Origin of the sequence: Burkholderia sp. WSM2230, from assembly GCF_000472445.1 — a bacterium.
Taxonomy (GTDB): domain Bacteria; phylum Pseudomonadota; class Gammaproteobacteria; order Burkholderiales; family Burkholderiaceae; genus Paraburkholderia.
In genome coordinates, this window is the sequence record NZ_AXAJ01000004.1 from 120,531 (window position 1) to 139,921 (window position 19,391).

The 19,391-nt window shown below is 63.1% G+C and carries 16 protein-coding genes; 8 read left to right on the plus strand and 8 right to left on the minus strand.

Annotated features, from left to right (window positions below; genetic code table 11):
* The first annotated feature begins 140 nt into the window (after positions 1-140).
* The 4 genes from A3AC_RS0110740 (at position 141) to A3AC_RS0110755 (ending at position 4,538) form a co-directional block, all read left to right on the plus strand.
* Entirely contained in the window at positions 141-353 is a 213-nt protein-coding gene (locus tag A3AC_RS0110740; protein WP_025598823.1) for a glycine zipper 2TM domain-containing protein, read from the plus strand.
* Between the two features lie 251 nt (positions 354-604).
* A complete protein-coding gene (locus A3AC_RS0110745) occupies positions 605-1,120 on the plus strand; it encodes a hypothetical protein (protein WP_025598824.1) in 516 nt (171 codons plus the stop codon).
* Positions 1,121-1,575: 455 nt separating this feature from the next.
* Entirely contained in the window at positions 1,576-3,174 is a 1,599-nt protein-coding gene (locus A3AC_RS0110750; protein ID WP_025598825.1) for an L-lactate permease, read from the plus strand.
* Positions 3,175-3,611: 437 nt separating this feature from the next.
* A complete protein-coding gene (locus tag A3AC_RS0110755; protein ID WP_035475022.1) occupies positions 3,612-4,538 on the plus strand; it encodes a DMT family transporter in 927 nt (308 codons plus the stop codon).
* Positions 4,539-5,012: 474 nt separating this feature from the next.
* On the opposite strand, the gene A3AC_RS30655 is transcribed toward A3AC_RS0110755, so the two are convergent.
* Both A3AC_RS30655 and bamC read right to left on the minus strand, forming a co-directional pair.
* A complete protein-coding gene (locus A3AC_RS30655; protein WP_198017985.1) occupies positions 5,013-5,168 on the minus strand; it encodes a hypothetical protein in 156 nt (51 codons plus the stop codon).
* Between the two features lie 171 nt (positions 5,169-5,339).
* On the minus strand, positions 5,340-6,572 hold the full coding sequence (gene bamC, locus A3AC_RS0110765; protein ID WP_025598828.1) for an outer membrane protein assembly factor BamC: 1,233 nt from the start codon (positions 6,570-6,572) through the stop codon (positions 5,340-5,342).
* Positions 6,573-6,917: 345 nt separating this feature from the next.
* Between bamC and A3AC_RS0110770 the strand changes: the two genes are divergently transcribed.
* The 3 genes from A3AC_RS0110770 to A3AC_RS0110780 all read left to right on the plus strand — a co-directional run bounded on the left by A3AC_RS0110770 (position 6,918) and on the right by A3AC_RS0110780 (position 10,852).
* Complete coding sequence (locus A3AC_RS0110770) at positions 6,918-7,376, plus strand: DUF2844 domain-containing protein (protein WP_025598829.1); 459 nt, start codon at positions 6,918-6,920, stop codon at positions 7,374-7,376.
* A 160-nt stretch (positions 7,377-7,536) separates the two neighbouring features.
* Entirely contained in the window at positions 7,537-8,808 is a 1,272-nt protein-coding gene (locus A3AC_RS0110775; protein WP_025598831.1) for a DUF3443 domain-containing protein, read from the plus strand.
* Positions 8,809-8,950: 142 nt separating this feature from the next.
* Positions 8,951-10,852, plus strand: coding sequence for a hypothetical protein (locus tag A3AC_RS0110780; RefSeq protein WP_025598832.1), 1,902 nt, complete (start codon positions 8,951-8,953; stop codon positions 10,850-10,852).
* Between the two features lie 184 nt (positions 10,853-11,036).
* Here the strand turns inward: A3AC_RS0110780 and A3AC_RS0110785 are convergent, their stop codons facing one another.
* Complete coding sequence (locus A3AC_RS0110785) at positions 11,037-11,552, minus strand: hypothetical protein (RefSeq protein ID WP_025598833.1); 516 nt, start codon at positions 11,550-11,552, stop codon at positions 11,037-11,039.
* Between the two features lie 301 nt (positions 11,553-11,853).
* On the opposite strand from A3AC_RS0110785, the gene leuA reads away from it, so the two are divergent.
* Positions 11,854-13,572: a 2-isopropylmalate synthase gene (gene leuA, locus A3AC_RS0110790; RefSeq protein ID WP_025598834.1), complete on the plus strand. Its 1,719-nt coding sequence runs from the start codon at positions 11,854-11,856 to the stop codon at positions 13,570-13,572.
* Positions 13,573-13,707: 135 nt separating this feature from the next.
* Here the strand turns inward: leuA and A3AC_RS0110795 are convergent, their stop codons facing one another.
* The 5 genes from A3AC_RS0110795 to A3AC_RS0110820 all read right to left on the minus strand — a co-directional run bounded on the left by A3AC_RS0110795 (position 13,708) and on the right by A3AC_RS0110820 (position 19,323).
* Complete coding sequence (locus A3AC_RS0110795) at positions 13,708-14,475, minus strand: amino acid ABC transporter ATP-binding protein (protein WP_025598835.1); 768 nt, start codon at positions 14,473-14,475, stop codon at positions 13,708-13,710.
* The gene (locus A3AC_RS0110800) at positions 14,475-15,152 is read right to left on the minus strand and encodes an amino acid ABC transporter permease (protein WP_013338679.1); all 678 of its coding nucleotides are present in this window, start codon (positions 15,150-15,152) and stop codon (positions 14,475-14,477) included. Before A3AC_RS0110800 ends, A3AC_RS0110795 begins: the two co-directional genes overlap by 1 nt.
* A gap of 22 nt (positions 15,153-15,174) precedes the next feature.
* On the minus strand, positions 15,175-15,957 hold the full coding sequence (locus A3AC_RS0110805) for an amino acid ABC transporter substrate-binding protein (RefSeq protein WP_025598836.1): 783 nt from the start codon (positions 15,955-15,957) through the stop codon (positions 15,175-15,177).
* A 351-nt stretch (positions 15,958-16,308) separates the two neighbouring features.
* On the minus strand, positions 16,309-17,760 hold the full coding sequence (hydA, locus tag A3AC_RS0110815) for a dihydropyrimidinase (protein WP_025598837.1): 1,452 nt from the start codon (positions 17,758-17,760) through the stop codon (positions 16,309-16,311).
* Positions 17,761-17,811: 51 nt separating this feature from the next.
* Positions 17,812-19,323 carry an NCS1 family nucleobase:cation symporter-1 gene (locus tag A3AC_RS0110820; protein WP_025598838.1) on the minus strand — a complete coding sequence of 504 codons (1,512 nt, stop codon included), beginning with the start codon at positions 19,321-19,323 and terminating at the stop codon, positions 17,812-17,814.
* Between the last annotated feature and the right edge of the window lie 68 nt (positions 19,324-19,391).

Consider the following 19,391-nt stretch of genomic DNA (forward strand, 5'->3'; position numbering starts at 1 on the left):
ATCAAGGGAAACATTTGATTACGAAACCGTCAGTCTGCTGACAACCGCATACAACTCGAAACCGGTTGCGGCGATAAGATCAAACCAGCAAACGCATAACGACAGGCGGCTTCGAATCACAACAAAGGGAGTGAGTCATCATGAAATCGATCCGTAAAATGGGTTCGCTTGCGATGATCGTGGCGGTTGTCGCAAGCCTTTCCGCATGCGAGGGTATGACGACGCGGCAACGGGACACTGCAATCGGGGCGGGCGTAGGCGGTGCGGCGGGCGCTGTGATCGGCGGTAACGCGTTGTCTACGCTCGGCGGCGCTGCCGTGGGTGGCGTGATCGGCAACCAGGTCGGCAAGTAGGCCTTCATGCATGACGCTGCAATGCGGGCCGGGTGCAAAAGCGCGCCCGCGTTTGCGGCGGTCAGGCAGAGTCATGCGGGGATCATTGCCGCATGAACACGGCGTTGGATGAGCGGCCGCCACGCGCGGCTGCAACAAGACGCAATGCACCGTTACTGTTTTGCAATGTTCGTCCCGCCTCATGGGCGTAAGCTCGTGCGATAACGTGCCGACGAGGGCGTCGGCCGCGTTGTCTGCAACTGGAGCGCGCCATGAAGTCCCGCGTCATCGATTCTCTTCTTGCCATTCATATGCGCCTGCCGCGCATTCGCTCAGTGCGATCTGTCGGCCACGGCCGGCTCGCGCTGAGCGGCGCGGCGGGCGCGCTGCTGCTGTCGGGCTGCTATTACCCGTACGGCTACTATCCGGCTTACTACCCTTCCGCCTACCCGGCCTATTACGCGACCGTGCCGGCCAGCGCCACCCAGCGCGAAGTGCCGCTCGGCACGATAGATGACTCGTCTGGCGGGCAGCAGTCCGCGCCGCAGTCGTCGCAGTCCGCACCGGTGCAACAAGGTCAGCAGGCGCAGCCAGGACCGGATACTTCACCGCCGGCGTATGTGGTCGCACAGCCGCCGGTGTATGTAGCGCCGGCTTACCCCGCGTACTATCCGCCGCCGGTTTATCCGGCGTGGTACGGCTATGGCTATCCGGGCTGGTATGGCCCGGCGGTGTCCATCGGCTTCGGCTGGTCGTGGGGCGGTGGCGGGCGGGGCCGGCATCATTGAGCGGCGTTGGGCGAAGCGGGTTTCTTGAGGCGGGTTTCTTGAGGCGGGTTTCTTGAGGGGGGTTTCTTGAGGCGGGTTTCTTGAGGCGCGTTTCTCGAGGCCGGTTTCTTGAGGCCGGTTTCTTGAGGGGGTTTGTTGAGCCGGTTTCTTGAAGCCGGTTTCTAACGCCAATTTCTCGAGCCCGGTTTGTCGAAAGCGGCTTCTCGAGGCCTGTCCCCCGGCGCTGCTCCCCATGTCAGTCGCCCTTCCCCGCCGTGCGCCTTCGCTCCTCCCGTAGTTTCCCTTCTTGACGCGCGAGCCCCGCGCTCTATTCTTGGTTAGGCCACACACAGTAAGCGTTTAAAAGCGAGCCGCCGGTGTTTCGTCGATCGGCGGCGCTCATCCGTCCTGCACCAGCGACGCGTCCCGTCATTGGCAATTCCGCGTCGATTTCGAACAACAACGAAGGAGACGTGATGTTTCATCAACTACTCACCCCCGTCGGCAATTCCCTGCTTGCGTCGTTTCTTGTCGCGGCGCTGCCTATCATCGTCGTGCTGGTGCTGCTCGGCTGGGCGCGCCGGCCCGCGTGGCAGGCGTCGCTCGCGGGGCTCGTCGTCGGTCTGATCGTCGCCATCGCCGGATGGAAGTTTCCGGTGAGGCTCGCGCTAGACTCGGTCGCGGCCGGGGTCGTGTTCGCGTGCTGGCCCGTCATGTGGATCGTGTTCACCGCGATCCTGCTGTACAACATCGCGCAGCGCTCCGGCCGCTTCGCCGCGTTTCGCATGTGGATGATCGACAATCTGCCGAACGACCGGCGCGTCGTGCTGGTGGTGGTCGGTTTTTCGTTCGGCGCGCTGCTCGAGGGCATTTCGGGCTTCGGCACGCCGGTCGCGATCACCAGTTCGCTGCTGATCCTGCTCGGTTTTCCGACGCTCGAGGCGCTCACTTTCACGCTGATCTTCAACACCGCGCCGGTGGCATTCGGCGCACTCGGCGTGCCGATCACGGTGCTCGGCGCGGTCACGCATCTGCCCGCCGATTCGCTCGCGAAAATGGTCGGCCGCCAGCTGCCGTTCTTCGCGCTGCTGCTGCCCTTCTATGTGATCGCCGTGTATGCCGGCTTTCGCAACATGCTGCGCATCTGGCCGGTGTTGCTGGTGTCGGGCGCGAGCTTCGCGCTTACGCAGTTCGTCGCGTCGAACTATGTCAACTACAGTCTGACCGACGTGTTGTCGTCGCTGGTTTCGCTCATCGTCACCATCGCGTTTCTGCGCGTGTGGAAGCCCGCCGCCGACCCGGCGTTCGCGGTCGACATCGATCGTGTCGGCGAGGTGCGCGGCAAGATCGGCGGCGGCCAGGGCTGGTATCCGTGGATCATCGTGTCCGTGGTCGTGATCGTCTGGACCGTGGCAAAGATTTTTCTGATCGGCGATGTGAAAATTCCGTGGCCGGGGCTCGACAAGGCCGTGTTCATCACGTTGTACAACACGCCCTACGGCGCGATCTGGGACTTCCAGCCGCTCGCGACGGGCACGGCGATTCTGGTCGCGGCCATCATCACGAGTCTCGTGGTCAAGCTCAGCGCGCGCGAATTCGGCGCGGCCATCGCCGATACGTGGGTGCAGACGCGCATTGCGATTCTGACGGTCGCCACCATCGTCGGACTCGCGTATCTGATGAATTACTCGGGGCTTACTTATACGCTCGGGCTCGGCGTTGCGTCGGTCGGACCGTTCTTCCCGTTGGTGTCGGCATTCCTCGGCTGGGTCGCGGTATTCCTGTCAGGCAGCGACACGTCGGGCAACGCCCTGTTCGGCAATCTGCAGGTGGTCGCGGCTAATCAGTTGAATCTCAACCCGGTGCTCATGGCGGCGACCAATTCGTCAGGCGGTGTGATGGGCAAGATGATCTCGCCGCAAAACATCTCCACGGGCGTGGCGACGACCGACCTCAAAGGCAAGGAAGGCGTGGTGTTCGCGAGAACCTTCAAGCACTCGATTCTGTTGACGGTGCTGCTCGGCATTCTTGTCTGGCTGCAGCAGAACGTGCTGCAGGGGATGATTCCGCATTGAAGGTTGAGCGGCTGTGATGCGCGTGGCTGGCTTGCGGCTCGGCCACGCCACGCGTTGCTATGCCCGCTTTGCGCGTCAGCCTGATGGCGCAGGCGCGGTTCGTCGCTTCAGCGGTTCATTGCTTCAGCGGTTCGTTGCTTCAGTGGTTCATTGCTTCAGCGGTTCACCGGTCACTGCTTCACGCGGTGTCATCAACCTTCGCTTCCATACACGGCGCGCGCCGCGCCGCTTCGTCTTTCATCCGTGATTGATCGCAATTTTTCTCACATCAGCGTGAGAATTGCTCGCTTTGCACGTCAGCCGACGACGCTTACGATCACGTCTGTCAGACGTCTTCTCCCGATACTTGCCGTTTCATTCGAACGTGAAACGTTTTGGGCTACCGCGCTGTTACGATGCGCAGGCGTCTCGACTCAACCGCGCGCGACGCCACCATAATGAATGCCAAAAATCTTTTCCAGTTGCTGATCCTCGCGGCCCTATGGGGCGCGTCGTTTCTGTTCATCCGCGTCGGCGTGACCGACTTCGGCGTTGCTCCGCTGATGGCGCTGCGCGTCGGCATCGGTGCGCTTTTCCTCATCATCGTGCTGCTGGCGCGACGTCCGTTGCAACAGTCCGCGACTATTCTGCGCACGCGAGCCCTGCCGTTGCTCGTAGTCGGCATTCTGAATTCGGCCGCGCCGTTTTGCCTCTTCGCTTATGCGGAGTTGACGCTTTCCGCGGGCGTAACCTCTGTGATCAACGCGACCACGCCGCTGTGGGGCGGCCTGGTCGCGTTCGTCTGGCTGCGCGATCGGCTGAGCGGCCTGCGCACGCTCGGCCTCGCGATCGGTTTTCTCGGCGTGCTGATGCTGGTGTGGGATCAGATCGCCGCGCCGAGCGGCTCGGCCGCCACGCCGTTGAGCACCGCGCTGGCCGCCGGCGCGGCGCTCGGTGCAACGCTGCTGTACGGCATCGCTGCCAATTACACGAAACGTTACCTGACCGGCGTCGATGCACTGACCGTCGCGGCCGGCACCATGACCGGCGCGACCATCGTGCTCCTGCCGCTCGCCGTGATCTACTGGCCGAGCGCACCGGTCTCGCTGCATGCATGGGGCGCGGTGCTCGCGCTCGGCGTGGCGTGCACGGGCATCGCCTACATGCTGTTCTTCCACCTGATTGCCGTGGCAGGCCCGGCGCGCGCAATCACGGTGACGTTCGTGATCCCGATCTTCGGCATTCTTTGGGGCGCGCTGTTTCTTGGCGAAGGCGTGTCGGCCGGCATGCTCGAAGGCTGCGCCGTGATTCTGGTGGGTACGGCTTTGGCGACGGGCGTCATCAAGCGTTTGCCGTGGTTCGGCACGCGGCACGCGGATACTTGATGAGTTTTGTGCCGGCCAGCGCGAAAAATAGCCCGCACTCCACCGGAGTGCGGGCAAAAACCGTCGCCCTACGAGGATAGGCGACGGGGCCACCAAGGCCTGCGCGTCGAACGCGCGGCCGTCATCGGGCTGAGCATCGGCTTCATGACCGACGCTCCCACTGGTTGAAGCAACGTGCTGAAGAAAGCGCGCTTGCGTCGGACCACGGCAATCCGGCCCCATCAATCTGAAAGCACCATGCATGCCAGTTATGACGAAGCCGCAGAAAAATGCCGCAACGCGTTGATTTGGCGCGGAATTTGAATTGCGTGACGACGCGCGCGGCAGGCCGCCGCGAGGTTCGGAAAAGTTACGTCACCGGGGTAACGTCAGGGCAGTAACGTGACGTCAGGCAGCAGGGGCGTGTTGGGAGATGCGCTTTGCCGGCCGCCTGGCCACGGGGGACGGCGGCAGAGCAACAGCGAGGGCGCGGATTCAACGCATCGGCCACTTCGAGCGCAGCGCGCTCATATGCCGGGCCCGCACCGATCGCGGCTGGCGCGGTTCGCGTGGATTCAAAGCCGCGCCGCACACGAGCGCGAGAACGAACAAGCTCACCGCCCACATCCAGTAAGGAATCACGTCGAACATGGCGATCTCCGTCGAATGCCGGTTCGCGCCGGCATGCTCATGACAAGCAAGACATGTGCACGGGACGCCAGCCGATGTGCAGCGCGGAGACCATGAAAAAACCCGCCCGGAACATTCATGTTTCGGGCGGGTTCTCAGACTGTCTGCTGCCGGCTTACCAGCCGGCGCGCTTCAGTGCAACTGGTCGGCCATCAAAGTCAGAATCTGCCTTGCCTGCGGGCTTTCGTCGATACCGCCCTTGTCGTCGACCACGGCCACGCGCGTCTGGTCCGGCGTCAGCGCGCGCACGTTCACGCGGTACTGCCTCGCGACCTTCTCCTTCTTGCCGTGGAACACCTGGCTCCAGAAACCCTGCTCAGCAGACGACATGTCCTTCGGGTCGACATAGCGCACGAAGTACAGGCCGCGCGTCAGATCGCGGTCGTCGACGGTGAAGTTGCTGCGGTCGAGCGCGAGGCCCACCCGCAGCCACGCGCGGTCATACGGTTCGCCAAGCGTCAGCTCGTTCGACGATAGCTGCGCCGAGCCGCCTGCCGAATCCGGATCGCGCGCGGGCTGCTGCGCCGCCAGCACGACGTTCTGCGCGGCCGTGGCCGCAGCCGCCGACTTCGCGCCAGTGGTCGCGGCACCAGGCGCCGCCTGGGCGCCCGCGGGCGACAGCGCCGCGTTCTGCGCGCCGCCGGAATTCGCGCGCGAATCGGCGAGTGCAAGCGCCGCCATCAGGCGCTTCAGGTATTCCTGCTCGAGGCCCGGATCGTTCGGCTTCGGCTGCCACGTGCTCGAGTCGTTGTTCGTGCCGGTCAACGCTTCGCGCATGCCCTTCTGGCTGACGAACACGTACGTGCCGCCGTTCGGCGCCGGTTCGAGGCGCGTGCGGTACTTGTTGCGCTCCGACGTGACGTAGCTGTTGCCCATTGCCTTCGACAGCGTGCTGCGAATCAGGCCGTCGTTGATCTGCGCGTGGGTTTCGTTCCAGTCGGTCTCCATCACGCCCTTGTCGCGTTGATCGACGACCAGCAGGAAACCCTGCTCCTGCCAGAAGCGGCGGATTTGCGGCCAGGCCTGTGCCGGCGTCTTGCTGTCGATCACCAGCCAGCTTTCCGTGCCGTCGCGCTGGATATGCATGCCGCTCACGGGCGGCACGACGGAAAGCGTGTTGGCCGCCGGCGCCTGAGCCTGCACCTGACGCAGCGTGGACAACGAGGTTTCGCCGCCCTGCGGGGGCAAGGAACGCTGATCGGGCGTCTCGTCGATCAGATTCGGCGGGACAGCGAGTGACACCTGCTTCGATTTCGAGTCGCTCTTGTAGTCGACCTTGGTCGGCGACGACGTGCCGCAGCCGGCGACCAGCCCGCCTGCCATCAGCATTACTGCAAACCGCTTGGTAAGACGAAGATCAGTCATGTTCGGGGAATCCTTCCGCTACGCCACGGCAAGTTTCCGTGGATCAACCCAACATTTTACCGATCCCGGCGGGCCCTGTGCAAAAACTGGGGTTTGCCCCGTCCGACGGGGGTTCCTGCACCGGCCACTTTTAACAATCGACAACTATTCCGAATGAGGCGTCAGATGTGCGCCAATCGGCTGTCAGAACATTGTTTTCAAAGACTCTTTCCGAATTCGACGGTGGCCGTTTTTGAGATGACGCGAGGCCGTGAGATTGGCGCCAGGCGTGGTTAGCAAGCACGAGTGTTATCTTCAAAACGCCCTCCCAGTCAGACGTGGGCGTCCTACGCAGGAGACACCGTCATGCCACAAATCGATCCTTCTCGCCTTCTGGCCGCCTCCGCAATCGCTGTCGCGACGCTGTGCAGCAGCGCCAATGCTTGTGCGCAACTCGGCGCTGTGATGGTGCCAAAACCAGGCGCCGGCGCGCCGCAAAACCTGTTGAACGGCGCGCTGCGCGTGCGCACCTCGACCGATGCGGGCAACACCACCATCAACGAGTACGGGACGAGCAGCGGCGAGATTGTCGCGTACACCTGGCAAGGGCCCACCATGCCGGACCTGGCCGCGCTGCTCGGCAGGTACGCCGGCTCTTACCGGGCGGGCGCCGCGGCTGCGGCGTCGCACGGCAACCTGCACGCATCGCGCGTCGCCCGGCCCGACGTGATCGTCGAATCCGGCGGACCGATGCGCGGCTACGCGGGCCGCGCGTGGCTGCCCGCCGCGTTGCCGCCGGGCGTGACGGCCGACGACCTCCGCTGACAGTCGTCCGCACGCGGGCCGATGCATGTCGCGGACGGCCTGAACACGCGCCGCACCCGAAGCTCCGGCGTCAGCGCCGCGCGCCGCGCGCCGACAAGGCGCCTGTGCCGCATACCTCGCATACCCCGAACAGCCAGAAGAACTATCGCACCCTGACGCCATGAAACCGAACCGCCCTCTTTGCGCCCTGCTCCTTGTTTGCGCCGCCCTCGCTGCTTGCGGCGGCGCAGGCGGTGGCGGCAGCGCTCCGACCGCCGCTACCGGCGCGAGCGCGCCCAGCGGCGCGGCCAGCGCGCCCGCGGCCTCCGCGCCGCTCGCCTCTTCCGCGCCGGCCAGCACGAGCGTCGCTCAATCGAATACACCGAACGTCCAGCCGATCGTCGTACACACCGCGCCGCATCTCACGCGCAACATGCTGACGACGAGCGTCACGCTGTGCCAGCCGGGCACCGACAAGTGCGCGACCATCGACAACATTCAGGTCGACACGGGCTCGCACGGCCTGCGCATTCTCGCCTCGGCGCTGCCGACAAGCCTGTCGCTCGCCGCAGTGCCCTCGGGCGGCGGCGTGTCGGGCGAATGCGCGGTATTCGGCGGCGGCTACGCCTGGGGCGCCGTGCGCAGCGCCGACGTGCGCATGGCCGGACAACTGGCCGCGGCGATCCCGATCCAGCTGATCGCGGACCCTTCCGTGCCCTCGGTGCCCTCGGACTGCGCCGGCTCCGGCCCGTCGATGCTCACGCTCGACACCTTGCGAGCAAACGGCATTCTCGGCGTCGGAGTGTTCGCAGCCGACTGCGGCGGCGCCTGCGCGAACGCCGCACTGCCCCGCTGGTACTACAGCTGCGACGCGAGCGGCGCCTGCCTGCCAAGCGCGCAGCCGCTCGCGCAGCAGGTGGTCAATCCCGTCAGCCGCTTCGCGCTCGACAACAACGGCGTGGTGATCGACCTGCCGGCGATCCCTGACAGCGGCGCGGTCAGCGTGTCGGGTTCGATGATCTTCGGCATCGACACGCAAGCGAACAACACGCTCGGCAGCGTGGGCGTGCTCAAAGGCAGTCCGCAAACGGGTTACGTCAGCACGACGCAGAACGGCCAGCTCTATACGCAAAGCTATCTGGACACGGGCTCGAACGGTCTCTTCTATCGCGACACGCAACTGCCGCAGTGCGGCTACTGGTACTGCCCGGCTTCGACGCAAACAGCGAGCGCGACGATCACCGGAACCAACGGCGCTTCGAACACGGTGACATACGCCGTCGGCAATTCGCGCGTGCTTTTTGCGTCGGAAAACAATGCTTTCGACAATCTCGCGGGCCCGGCCGCGAGCAGTTTCGGCTGGGGCCTGCCGTTCTTTTTCGGCCGGCGCGTGTACACGGCGATCGCGTCGCGCGTAACGTCCGCGGGACCGGGTCCGTACTACGCCTTCTGAAGGCAAGACCGCATTTGACGTGCCGAAAATTCACAAACTGACGGACGGCATAAATTCGATATTGGGTGGCTGCGATAATAGCCGTTCGCGGCTAACGCTTCAGGAAAATAGTTAGTCATGCATAACTACCAACCATCACCCAATGCAAGAAGCCACCTTTTCCCTCGACGATTTCGAGCAACTGGTTTATACGCGGCAGCATAACCGCGCAACCATCCAGTTGCTCTGCGCGCTCGCGCTGCTGCAGCACAAGCGCGGCCTGCTCGACGAGAGCTTCCTCGCGTCGGGCATGACCGGCCTCACGCCCGCGGAGCAACACAGGCGCTTCTGCACGCGGCTCGCCAGCGCGGCTTCCACCCTGTTTGCCGATCCCGGATTCAGGCCGCCCGCCGAATGCTTCAGGCTCTTTTTGACGCTGCATGAATGGGTCGGCTTGCTGTTCTCCGCCACGCCGTTCGGCGATGCGGACCATGTCGCGTGCCACCTCAACCCGCGCGGAGCGCAAGACCGGCAGTTTCTCGCGGGCGACAGCTTTGTCGAGAAGCTCTGCGTGCTCTATTCGACAGAGTCCGAGCTCGAACTCGACTTTGCCGCGCTATGGGCGTACGACAAAGTGCTGGCGGCCTGCCTCGCACTCGTTCTTCTCGCGCCCGTTTTCAAGGGCTCGGCCAACGCGCACGTCAAGCGTGAGGCGTTGATCGAATGGCTGCCCGGCAAGCTGCAACAGATCGAAGATCTCGACGACCTGCCCACGGCCTTGCTGCATAACGCCTACATGTTCTGCAGCTACGCACAGTCGCCTCGCCGGCATGAGATCAAGCGCGACATCAACGTGCTGGTGCGGCGCAAGCTCGCGCAACTCGGTTTGACCGACCTGCCGGCGGCGCCGCCTGCGTCTCGCGTGGTGAAGGCGAAGGCGAATTCAAAAACAAAGGCGACACCGCGCAAGAAACCGTTAATGCTGGTCGTGCTTGAATGGTTCGGCGGTGCGCATTCTATCTACCGGACGCACTCGCGCACGCTAGAGGCCGCGCGCGAGCATTTCGAAGTGGTGGCCTTCGGCTTCGGCTATGCGATCGACGACATAGGGCGAGCGGTTTTCGACCGTTACATCGAGCTCGAGAAGCCGGACTACATCGGCGAATGTCTGCGCACTATTCGCGACTTCGCCGAGCGGGAAAAGCCCGACGTGCTGTATATGCCGAGCGTCGGCATGTTCGTGATGACCATCTTCATGTCGAACCTGCGCGTCGCGCCGCTGCAGATTGCGGGGCTCGGGCATCCGGCTACCACGCATTCGGACAAGATCGACTACGTCAGCGTCGAGGAGGACTATGTCGGCGATCCCACCTGCTTCAGCGAGCGCGTGATGAAGCTGCCGAAAGACGGGCAGCCGTACCGGCCTTCCGTTGCGCTGCCGGCCATCGTCCCGAGTATCGCTCCGGCGCGCACCACACTTCAGGTGGTCATTACCGCGAGCGCGATGAAGCTCAACCCCGCATTTCTCGATGCATGCCGCGAGATCGGGGCGCGCGCCAGAACGCCCGTCGAGTTTCATTTCATGAGCGGCGTGCACCCCGGCCTGCCGCTGGATCATATGCGCGAGGTTATCGGCCGCGCGTTGCCGGGCTCGGTCGTGCATGGGTTCCATCAGTATGCGAGCTACCTGGAACGGGTCAATGGCTCGGATCTGTTCCTCAGCCCTTTTCCGTTCGGCAATACGAATGGCATCGTGGACGCGCTCACGCTCGGTCTGCCCGGCGTATGCATGCGCGGGCGCGAAGTGTTCGAGCGTATCGACGGCGCACTCTTCCAGCGCGTGGGCATGCCGCCGTGGACAACGACGGAGGACACCGAGAGCTATGTTGCCGCAGCCGTCCGGATGATCGACGGGCACGACGAACGCATAGCGTTGCGGCAGCGGTTGGTCGATACGCGCGCGGTGGAGCGTTGCTTTGAAGGCCGGCCCGAAGCGTTTGCGGAAAGCGTCCTTGCCTTGCTGAAAAAAGCGCGGAGCGGGCGTGAGGTTGAGGTGACGAGTTGAGAGCAGCGTGGTTGGCGCTTCCTGCGTGGCGGAGCAGTCGTGCGCGATTTGCGCGGCGTTAGTCGCCTCGTGTCCGACTGATGCTGGCGTGCGCGAAATCTGTTTTCGTCATGGCATGGCCATGGCGGCACCGTTCACGCGTGCCCTCGGCAGGCACGCCAGCAAGCGTGTCGTTCGGGAAGCCTTACTCGTCTGCTTCGCTCGCGTCCGAGTCGGAAGGCGCTGCCAGCCTGGCCGGCGCAAGCCAGCTAAACGTGCCCAGAACCCGGCCATGGAACGTGCATTCGGCGGCTGCCGCTTGAACGACCTTTTTCGGCTTGTCCGACCTCGGTGCAAGCGCTTGCGCTTCGGAAGCCGCTGAGGCCGAAGGGGAAGATGCAGCGTTCCTCTGACTCGAAGCGGTGGCACCGGAACCGGTCGTTGCTCCGGGCTTTATTCCAGCCGCGACCCCTGAAGCAGCGCGCGCCGCCGCAGCTTCCGACGCCGTCATCACATGTTCGATCGCCCCCTCCACCACCACACGCGAACCGTCGATACCAGCGCCGGTATGGCCGATCTTCAGCGTATCGGCCGATGTCTCCGCCAGCTTGCTGCGCATCAACTGCTCGCACGCGTCCGAGTTCCTGTAGACAGCGGTGCAGGCCGCGAGCAGTGCCGCAGCGGTCGAGACGCACGCGAGAGTGAGAATCCGAGTCTTCATTGACGTTCCGTTTGTCAAACCGTCGCGAATTGTAGCCTGGGCGGGCGTGATGGCCCGCGCTTGACGCCGTCTCGATAATATGTTCCTATTGCGCACTATGTACCGCGCCCAGACCACCCTATCGCTACTACTAGCCCGCTCTACCGGGCTAGGTCTGCTGCTGCGCGCTTCCAACTGAATCACCTGAAGCACCGCATAATTCCCCAGTAACTGACCCAGCCCCGGTTTCCGACCGGCGGCCCTGCTTTGCGTTTTTGTCGTCCGGTCGACTACCCACTTGTCGAATCTACGGATGATGAAAATGTTGAAAAACCCCGCAACGAAGTACCGCTCGTTCAAGCCCATCAATTTGACGGACCGCCAGTGGCCGTCGCGCACCATCACGCGCGCGCCAATCTGGATGAGCACCGACCTGCGCGACGGCAACCAGGCCCTCTTCGAGCCGATGAACAGCGAGCGCAAAATGCGCATGTTCAAGACGCTTGTGCAGATCGGCTTCAAGGAAATCGAAGTGGCGTTTCCGTCGGCATCGCAGACCGATTTCAATTTCGTGCGCGAGTTGATCGAGGGTGGCCACATTCCCGACGACGTCACGATCGAAGTGTTGACCCAGGCTCGCGACGACCTGATCGAACGCACCTTCGAATCGTTGCGCGGTGCGCCGCGCGCGATCGTCCATCTGTACAACGCAACGGCGCCGGAATTCCGCAAGATCGTGTTCGGCCTCGATCAGAACGGCGTCAAGGAACTCGCGCAAAAAGCCGCGCGCACGATGAAGCGTCTTGCCGATGCCACGCCGGAAACGCACTTCACGCTGCAATACAGCCCGGAAGTGTTCAGCGGCACCGAACTTGAATTCGCGAAGGAAGTCTGCGACGCCGTGTTCGACATCTGGCAACCGACGCCCGAGCACAAGGCCATCGTCAACTTGCCGGCCACCGTCGAAATGGCCACGCCGAATGTGTACGCCGACCAGATCGAATGGATGCATCGCAATCTCGCGCGCCGCGATTCGCTGATCGTTTCCGTGCATCCGCACAACGACCGCGGCACGGCCGTGGCCGCTGCGGAACTTGCCGTGATGGCCGGCGCGGACCGCATCGAAGGGTGCCTGTTCGGCAACGGCGAACGTACGGGCAACGTGGACCTCGTGACGCTGGCGTTGAATCTGTACACGCAGGGCGTCGACCCCGAGCTCGATTTCTCGAACATCAACGAAGTCGCGCGCACGGCCGAGGAATGCACGCAGTTGCCGGTGCATCCGCGTCACCCGTATGTCGGCGATCTGGTGTTCACGGCGTTCTCCGGCTCACATCAGGACGCGATCAAGAAAGGCTTTGCCGTGCAGAAGCCGGACGCGCTGTGGGAAGTGCCCTACATGCCGATCGATCCCAACGACCTCGGCCGCACATACGACTCCGTGATTCGCGTGAACAGCCAGTCGGGCAAGGGCGGCATCGCTTATCTGCTCGAGCAGAGCTACGGCGTCGTGTTGCCGCGCCGCTTGCAGGTGGATTTCAGCTCGGCCGTGCAGCGCTTCACCGATACGAGCGGACAGGAAGTCACGTCATCGCAGATCTGGGAGTTGTTCCAGCAGGAATATGTGCGCACCACGGCGCCGGTTCATTACGTCGGCCACAGCCTGTCCGAGCAGGACGGACGCGAGCGCATCAAGCTGACCGTCGATATCGACGGCGCGCGCCGCGTGTTGCACGGCGAAGGCAACGGTCCGCTCGACGCCCTCATGCACGCGCTGGACGTGCCGGTGCGCATCCAGCACTACGAAGAGCGCGCGTTGACGCAAGGCGCGGATGCCCGCGCGGTGGCTGTCGCCGAAATGGCAGGCGCGGACGTGACCGGCAGCGCGTTCGGCGTGGGTATCGACGCCAATCTGGTAACGGCGTCGATTCGCGCGGTAATCAGCGGCGTGAATCGCGCCTATGCCCGTGCTACAGACGAGGCGAAGCAACGCTTTTTCGACAGGGCGCTCAACGACGAAGCCGAGCGCGCCGAGGCATGAGCCGCGGCTGACCGCGTCTGACTGACGGTCTGACAAACAAGAAGGGGCGCTCTGTGCAGTTCACAGGGCGCCCCTCTCTTTTACCGCATACCCGAGCGGCTCTTCTCACCAGGCACTATGCCCGATGAATCCGCTTCACTCAGTCCACGCATCAGGCAAACTGTGCGTGAGCGTCGACACAAAACGCGCGGTTTCCTCCTGCTGCGGCCGCATGAAGACATCGCGCGACGGGCCCGCCTCCACCACCACGCCGTTGTTCAGAAACACCACGTCGCGCGCGATGGTCGCCGCGAGCCGCAAATCGTGCGTCGCCATCAGCATGGTCATGCCTTCGCTCGCGAGCTGCTTGAGCACCTCCACCACTTCGGCGGCGAGGCCGGGATCGAGCGCGGAGGTGGGTTCGTCGCACAGCAATACTTCCGGCGACGGCGCCAACGCACGGGCAATCGCCACGCGCTGCTGCTGTCCGCCCGAGAGCGTGACGGGCCACGCATCGCCCTTGTGCGCGATGCCGACTTTCTCGAGCAGTTCGTCGGCGCGAGCGCGCGCCTTTTCCTTGTCCCACTTGAGCACGGTCAGCAGCCCTTCCATCACGTTCTGACGCACCGTCAGATGCGGAAACAGCTGGAAGTTCTGAAACACCATGCCGGTGCGGCGCCGGATGGTCAGCACCGTTTCGCGCGACGGCCGCTCGTCTGGACTGAACGTAAGCTTCTGATCGCCGATTTCGAGCGAACCGGCCTCGGGAATCTCGAGCAGGTTCACGCAGCGCAGCAGCGTGCTCTTGCCGCTGCCCGAGGGGCCGATGAGCGCGGTTACGTTGCCCTGAGCGAGTTGCAGATCGACCGAATTGAGCACGCGGTGCCCGGAAAAGTACTTGTCGATTTTTTCCAGTCGGATCATCAGTTGCCCGCCTGAAAGAGTGCATGACGGCCGAATTTGCGCTCCAGCCTCACCTGCGCAGACGACAGCACCGAGCTGAACAGCAGATACACCAGCGCGGCCTCGGTATATAGAATCAAAGGTTCGTAGGTGACCGAAGCAATTCTCTGCGCGGCCTGGAACACCTCCGGCACGGTCAGCACCGCAGCGAGCGACGTGTCCTTCACGAGCGCGATGAACGAGTTGGACAACGGCGGCAACGCGACGCGCGCCGCTTGCGGGAGAATCGCTCGACGCAGCGCCTGCTCGCGCGTCATGCCCATCGAATACGCGGCTTCCCACTGTCCTTTCGGAATCGACTCGATCACACCGCGTATCACCTCGGAGTTATACGCGCCCACGTTCAGCGAAAAACCAATGATCGCCGCGGTCAACGGATCGAGCACGATGCCGACGTTCGGCAAGCCGTAGAAGATCACGAATAGTTGCACGAGCAACGGTGAGCCACGAAAGAGCCACACGTAGAAACGCACGGCCGCCACCGCCCACTTCGGCCCGAAAAGCCGCACAAGCGCGACAATGAACGCGAGAGCGAGCCCGATAGCGAACGACGCCAGCGTAAGCGGCACCGTGAACACGAGCCCCGCATACAGCAGGGGCCACAGCGACTGCGCCATCAGATGCAACCATGCCGGCATGATTCAGTCTCGCGAAAGGCGTTTACTGGGAGACGTCCTTGCCGAAGTACTTCTGCGAAATCTTCGCGTACGTGCCGTCTTTCTTCATATCGGCAAGCGCCTTGTTGATCGCCGCAACGAGTTCAGGGCTGCCCTTGCGAATCAGCACAGCGGACTTGTCACTGCTTTGCGCCGAGGTATCCAGTGCGGCGATCTTCACCTTTGCATCCGGCTTGTGCTTCTTGAAGTCGAGGAACGACAGCGAATCGTTGACCGTTGCATCCACTCGGCCCGCGGTCAACAGGTCGATCGACTCGTTAAAGCCCTGCACCGGAATCACTTCGGCGCCATGCGACGCGGCGATCTTGCCGAAGTTGCTGGTCAGCGTATTGGCCGACTTCTTGCCTTTCAGGTCGTCGAAAGTCTTGATCGTGTTGTTGTCCGAGCGCACTATCAGCGCCGCGTGCGACGTGATGTACGGATCGGAGAAATCGTATTTCACTTTGCGCGCGTCCGTGACCGCGACTTCATTGATCACCGCGTCATAGCGGTTCACGTCGAGCCCCGCGATCAGGCCGTCCCATTTGCCTTCGACGAATTGCGGCTTGACGCCGAGCCGCTGCGCGATCTGCGTGCCGATCTCCACGTCGAAGCCGGTCAGCTTGCCCGATTCGTCGTGGTACGTGAACGGCGCATAGGTGCCTTCGGTGCCGATCCGGAACACGCCCGAGGACTTGATCTGCGCGAAGTCATCGGCTGCGAAGACAGGGCTCACGGCGAGCGCATGCAACAGCGCAACCAGCAGAATGGAACGAATCGACTTCATGAGAGGCTCCCTAAAGTGGCCAGGCCGTATGCCTGGTCTTGTGTTGGCAGTCCCGCAGGCGAGCTCGCCCGGCGGAGTGGGCGGACTGTAGCAAACGGCTTGCCTTTTTACAAAGGATCAGGTTTCCAATTCATATGCGCATGCGTGCTAAGCCGCAGCTATGGCGTTCGTCATCGCATGAATTTCAACTCTACAGCAGATGTGACGACGCGGCATGCATCGCAACATGGAACATGGGCGGGCGCCATCGGGGAAAACGCGAGACGGGCGTGCCGCGGCGAATGCGCAGCAGCATGAGAAACGCGGCGCGGGCTTTGCGCGCCCGCGCCGCGTGTTGCAAATTCCAGGCCTCTACCGCTCGACGGGATGCGGCTCTTTCAGCTTGTTGCACACGCGGATCGCATCGAAGTAAGCCGCGTTAGGCGGACGCTTCTGATACTGGCCCGCGCCTCGCACCGCGCGCAAATCGCCATTGGTCCAGGCAAGCGCACCACGCGTGAGCGTATGCATCGCCACGCCCTGCACGGTCATCCCTTCGAATACGTTGAAATCCACTTTCTGATGATGCGTCTTCACCGAAATGGTCTTGCTGGCATTCGGGTCCCACACGACGATGTCAGCATCGGCGCCCACGTGTATCGCGCCTTTGCGTGGGTACAGGTTGAAGATTTGCGCCGCGTTCGTCGACGTAATGCGCACGAACTCATTCGGCGTGAGACGCCCGGAGTTCACGCCGTGATGCCATAGAACGGCCATGCGATCTTCCACTCCGCCGCAGCCGTTCGGGATCTTCGTGAAGTCTTCGCGGCCCATCGCTTTTTGCGATGCGCAGAATACGCAATGATCGGTTGCCGTGGTATGCAGTTGCCCGGCCTGCAAACCACGCCAGAGTGCCTCGCGATGTTCGGCCGAGCGAAACGGCGGGCTCATCACATGGGCGGCCGCGCGCGTCCAGTCGGGATCGCGATACACGGCTTCGTCTATCACCAGGTGCCCCGGCAGCACCTCGCCGAACACGCGCAGCCCTTCGCTGCGCGCGCGGGAGATTGCGTCGACCGCGTCTTTCGCGGACACGTGCACGATGTACACAGGCACGCCCAGCACCTGCGCAATGCGAATCGCGCGATTGGCGGCCTCGCCTTCCACCTCCGGTGGCCGCGACAATGGATGCGCCTCCGGACCGGTAAAGCCCTTCGCCAGCAACTGTCGCTGCAACTGAAACACCAGCTCGCCGTTTTCCGCATGCACGGTGGGCAGCGCGCCGAGTTCGAGCGAGCGCGAAAAGCTGTTCACCAGCACTTCGTCGTCGGCCATGATCGCGTTCTTGTAGGCCATGAAGTGCTTGAAGCTCGACACGCCGTGCTCGTGCACGAGCGTGCCCATGTCGCGATACACCGAATCGTCCCACCAGGTAACGGCCACATGAAAGCCATAATCCGCCGACGCTTTCTCTGCCCAGCCGCGCCACTCTTTGAACGCTTCCATCAGGCTTTGCTTAGGACTGGGAATCACAAAGTCGATAATGCTCGTCGTGCCGCCCGACAATCCTGCTGCCGTGCCGGTATAGAAATCGTCGCTCGCCGTGGTACCCATGAACGGCAGCTCCATATGCGTATGCGGATCGATACCGCCCGGCATCACGTACTGGCCGCCCGCATCGACTATCGCCGCGCCCGCCGGGGCCGCGAGGTCCGCGCCGATCTGCAGGATCGTGCCACCGTCTTGCGGGCCGGCACATAACACGTCGGCACGATAGGTGTTTTCCGCATCGATAATCGTGCCGCCGCGAATCAGGGTCGTCATGTTCCGCCTCCTTATGAACTTGCGTATTTCGCTGCCACGTACGCTGTTTTTTTACGCGCTCGCCACGCGCGCGCTCGGTCCCTTGCTGAGCTTCATCCATGCGCTATAGACGATGGACGCCAATGCAAGCCCGACAAACCATGCATAGGTATAGAGCGTATTGAAGATCGACGGCACGTTGGCAAACGAAGCCGGAAAGGCTGTGTGCAGAAAACCAGGCAGATTCGGCAACACGCCGATCACGAGCGCAACCACCGCGCCGATATTCCAGCCGCCCGTGTAGCTGTATTCGCCGCGCTCGTCGAAGAGTTCACGCGGATCGAGGCGCGTGCCGCGAATCAGGAAATAGTCGACCATCAGAATGCCCGCCACCGGACCCAGAAGCGCCGAATAGCCGACGAGCCACGTGAAGATGTAGCCCTGCGTGGTCGCGAGAATCTTCCACGGCATCATGACGATCGCGATCGTCGCCGTAATCATGCCGCCGGCGCGATACGAAATGCCCTTTGGCCACAGGCTCGAAAAATCATAGGCGGGACCGACGAGATTCGCGGCCAGATTGCAGCACATCGTGTCGAGCGTGAGGATAACGAGCGCAAGGCCGACGCCGGTGCCCGTCATGCGGCTCGTCAGATCGATCGGGTCCCAGATCGCCTTGCCGTAGATCACCACCGTCGCCGAGGTCACGACGACGGAGATCACCGAGAGCAGAGCCATCGGCACCGGCAAGCCAATCGACTGACCGACCATCTGGTCGCGCTGCGTCCTCGCAAAGCGTGTGAAGTCAGGAATGTTCAGCGCAAGCGTGGCCCAGAACCCGACCATCGCCGTGAGGCCGGGCCAGAAGGTGGCCCAGAACATCCCCTCTTTCTTGCCGCCGGGCACGAACTGCGACGGTGCCGAAAGCATCGAGCCGAGACCGCCCGCCTTCGACGTCGCCCACCACACGAGCGCAATGCACATCACGATCTTGATCGGCGCCGACCAGCTTTCGAGCCAGCGGATGGAATCCGTGCCGTGCACGATGAAGTAGATCTGCAGCGCCCAGAACACCAGAAAACAGGCGAGCTGTCCAATGGAAATGTCGATAAACGGCAAGGCCGCGCCATGCAGCGCGTTGCCGGTCAGAATATTCAGCAGCGTATAGATCGCGCTGCCGCCGAGCCAGGTTTGAATGCCGTACCAGCCGCATGCCACGATGGCGCGCAGCATTGCAGGCAGCTTGGCGCCCTGGGTGCCGAACGACGAACGCACCAGCACCGCATACGGAATACCGTGCTTTGCGCCCGCGTGGCCGATCAGCAGCATCGGCACGAGCACGATCAGATTGCCGAGCAGCACGGTCACTACCGCTTGCCACGGCGACATGCCCTGTTCGGTCAAACCGGCGGCAAGCATGTATGACGCAATGTTCATCACCATGCCGACCCACAGCGCGGCGAAGTGATACCAGCGCCATGTGCGCTGCGCGGTGCCGGTCGGCGCGAGGTCGTCGTTGTAAAGACTGCTGCCCTGCGCGCCGGCCGCGAATTGCGGATCGGCGGATTGCGCGGTCTGCTTCATCGAAAGATCTCCACTTGATCGTTGAAGCCCGCGCGGTTTCTGTTGGCGCGTCGGGCGTTAAAGGGAAA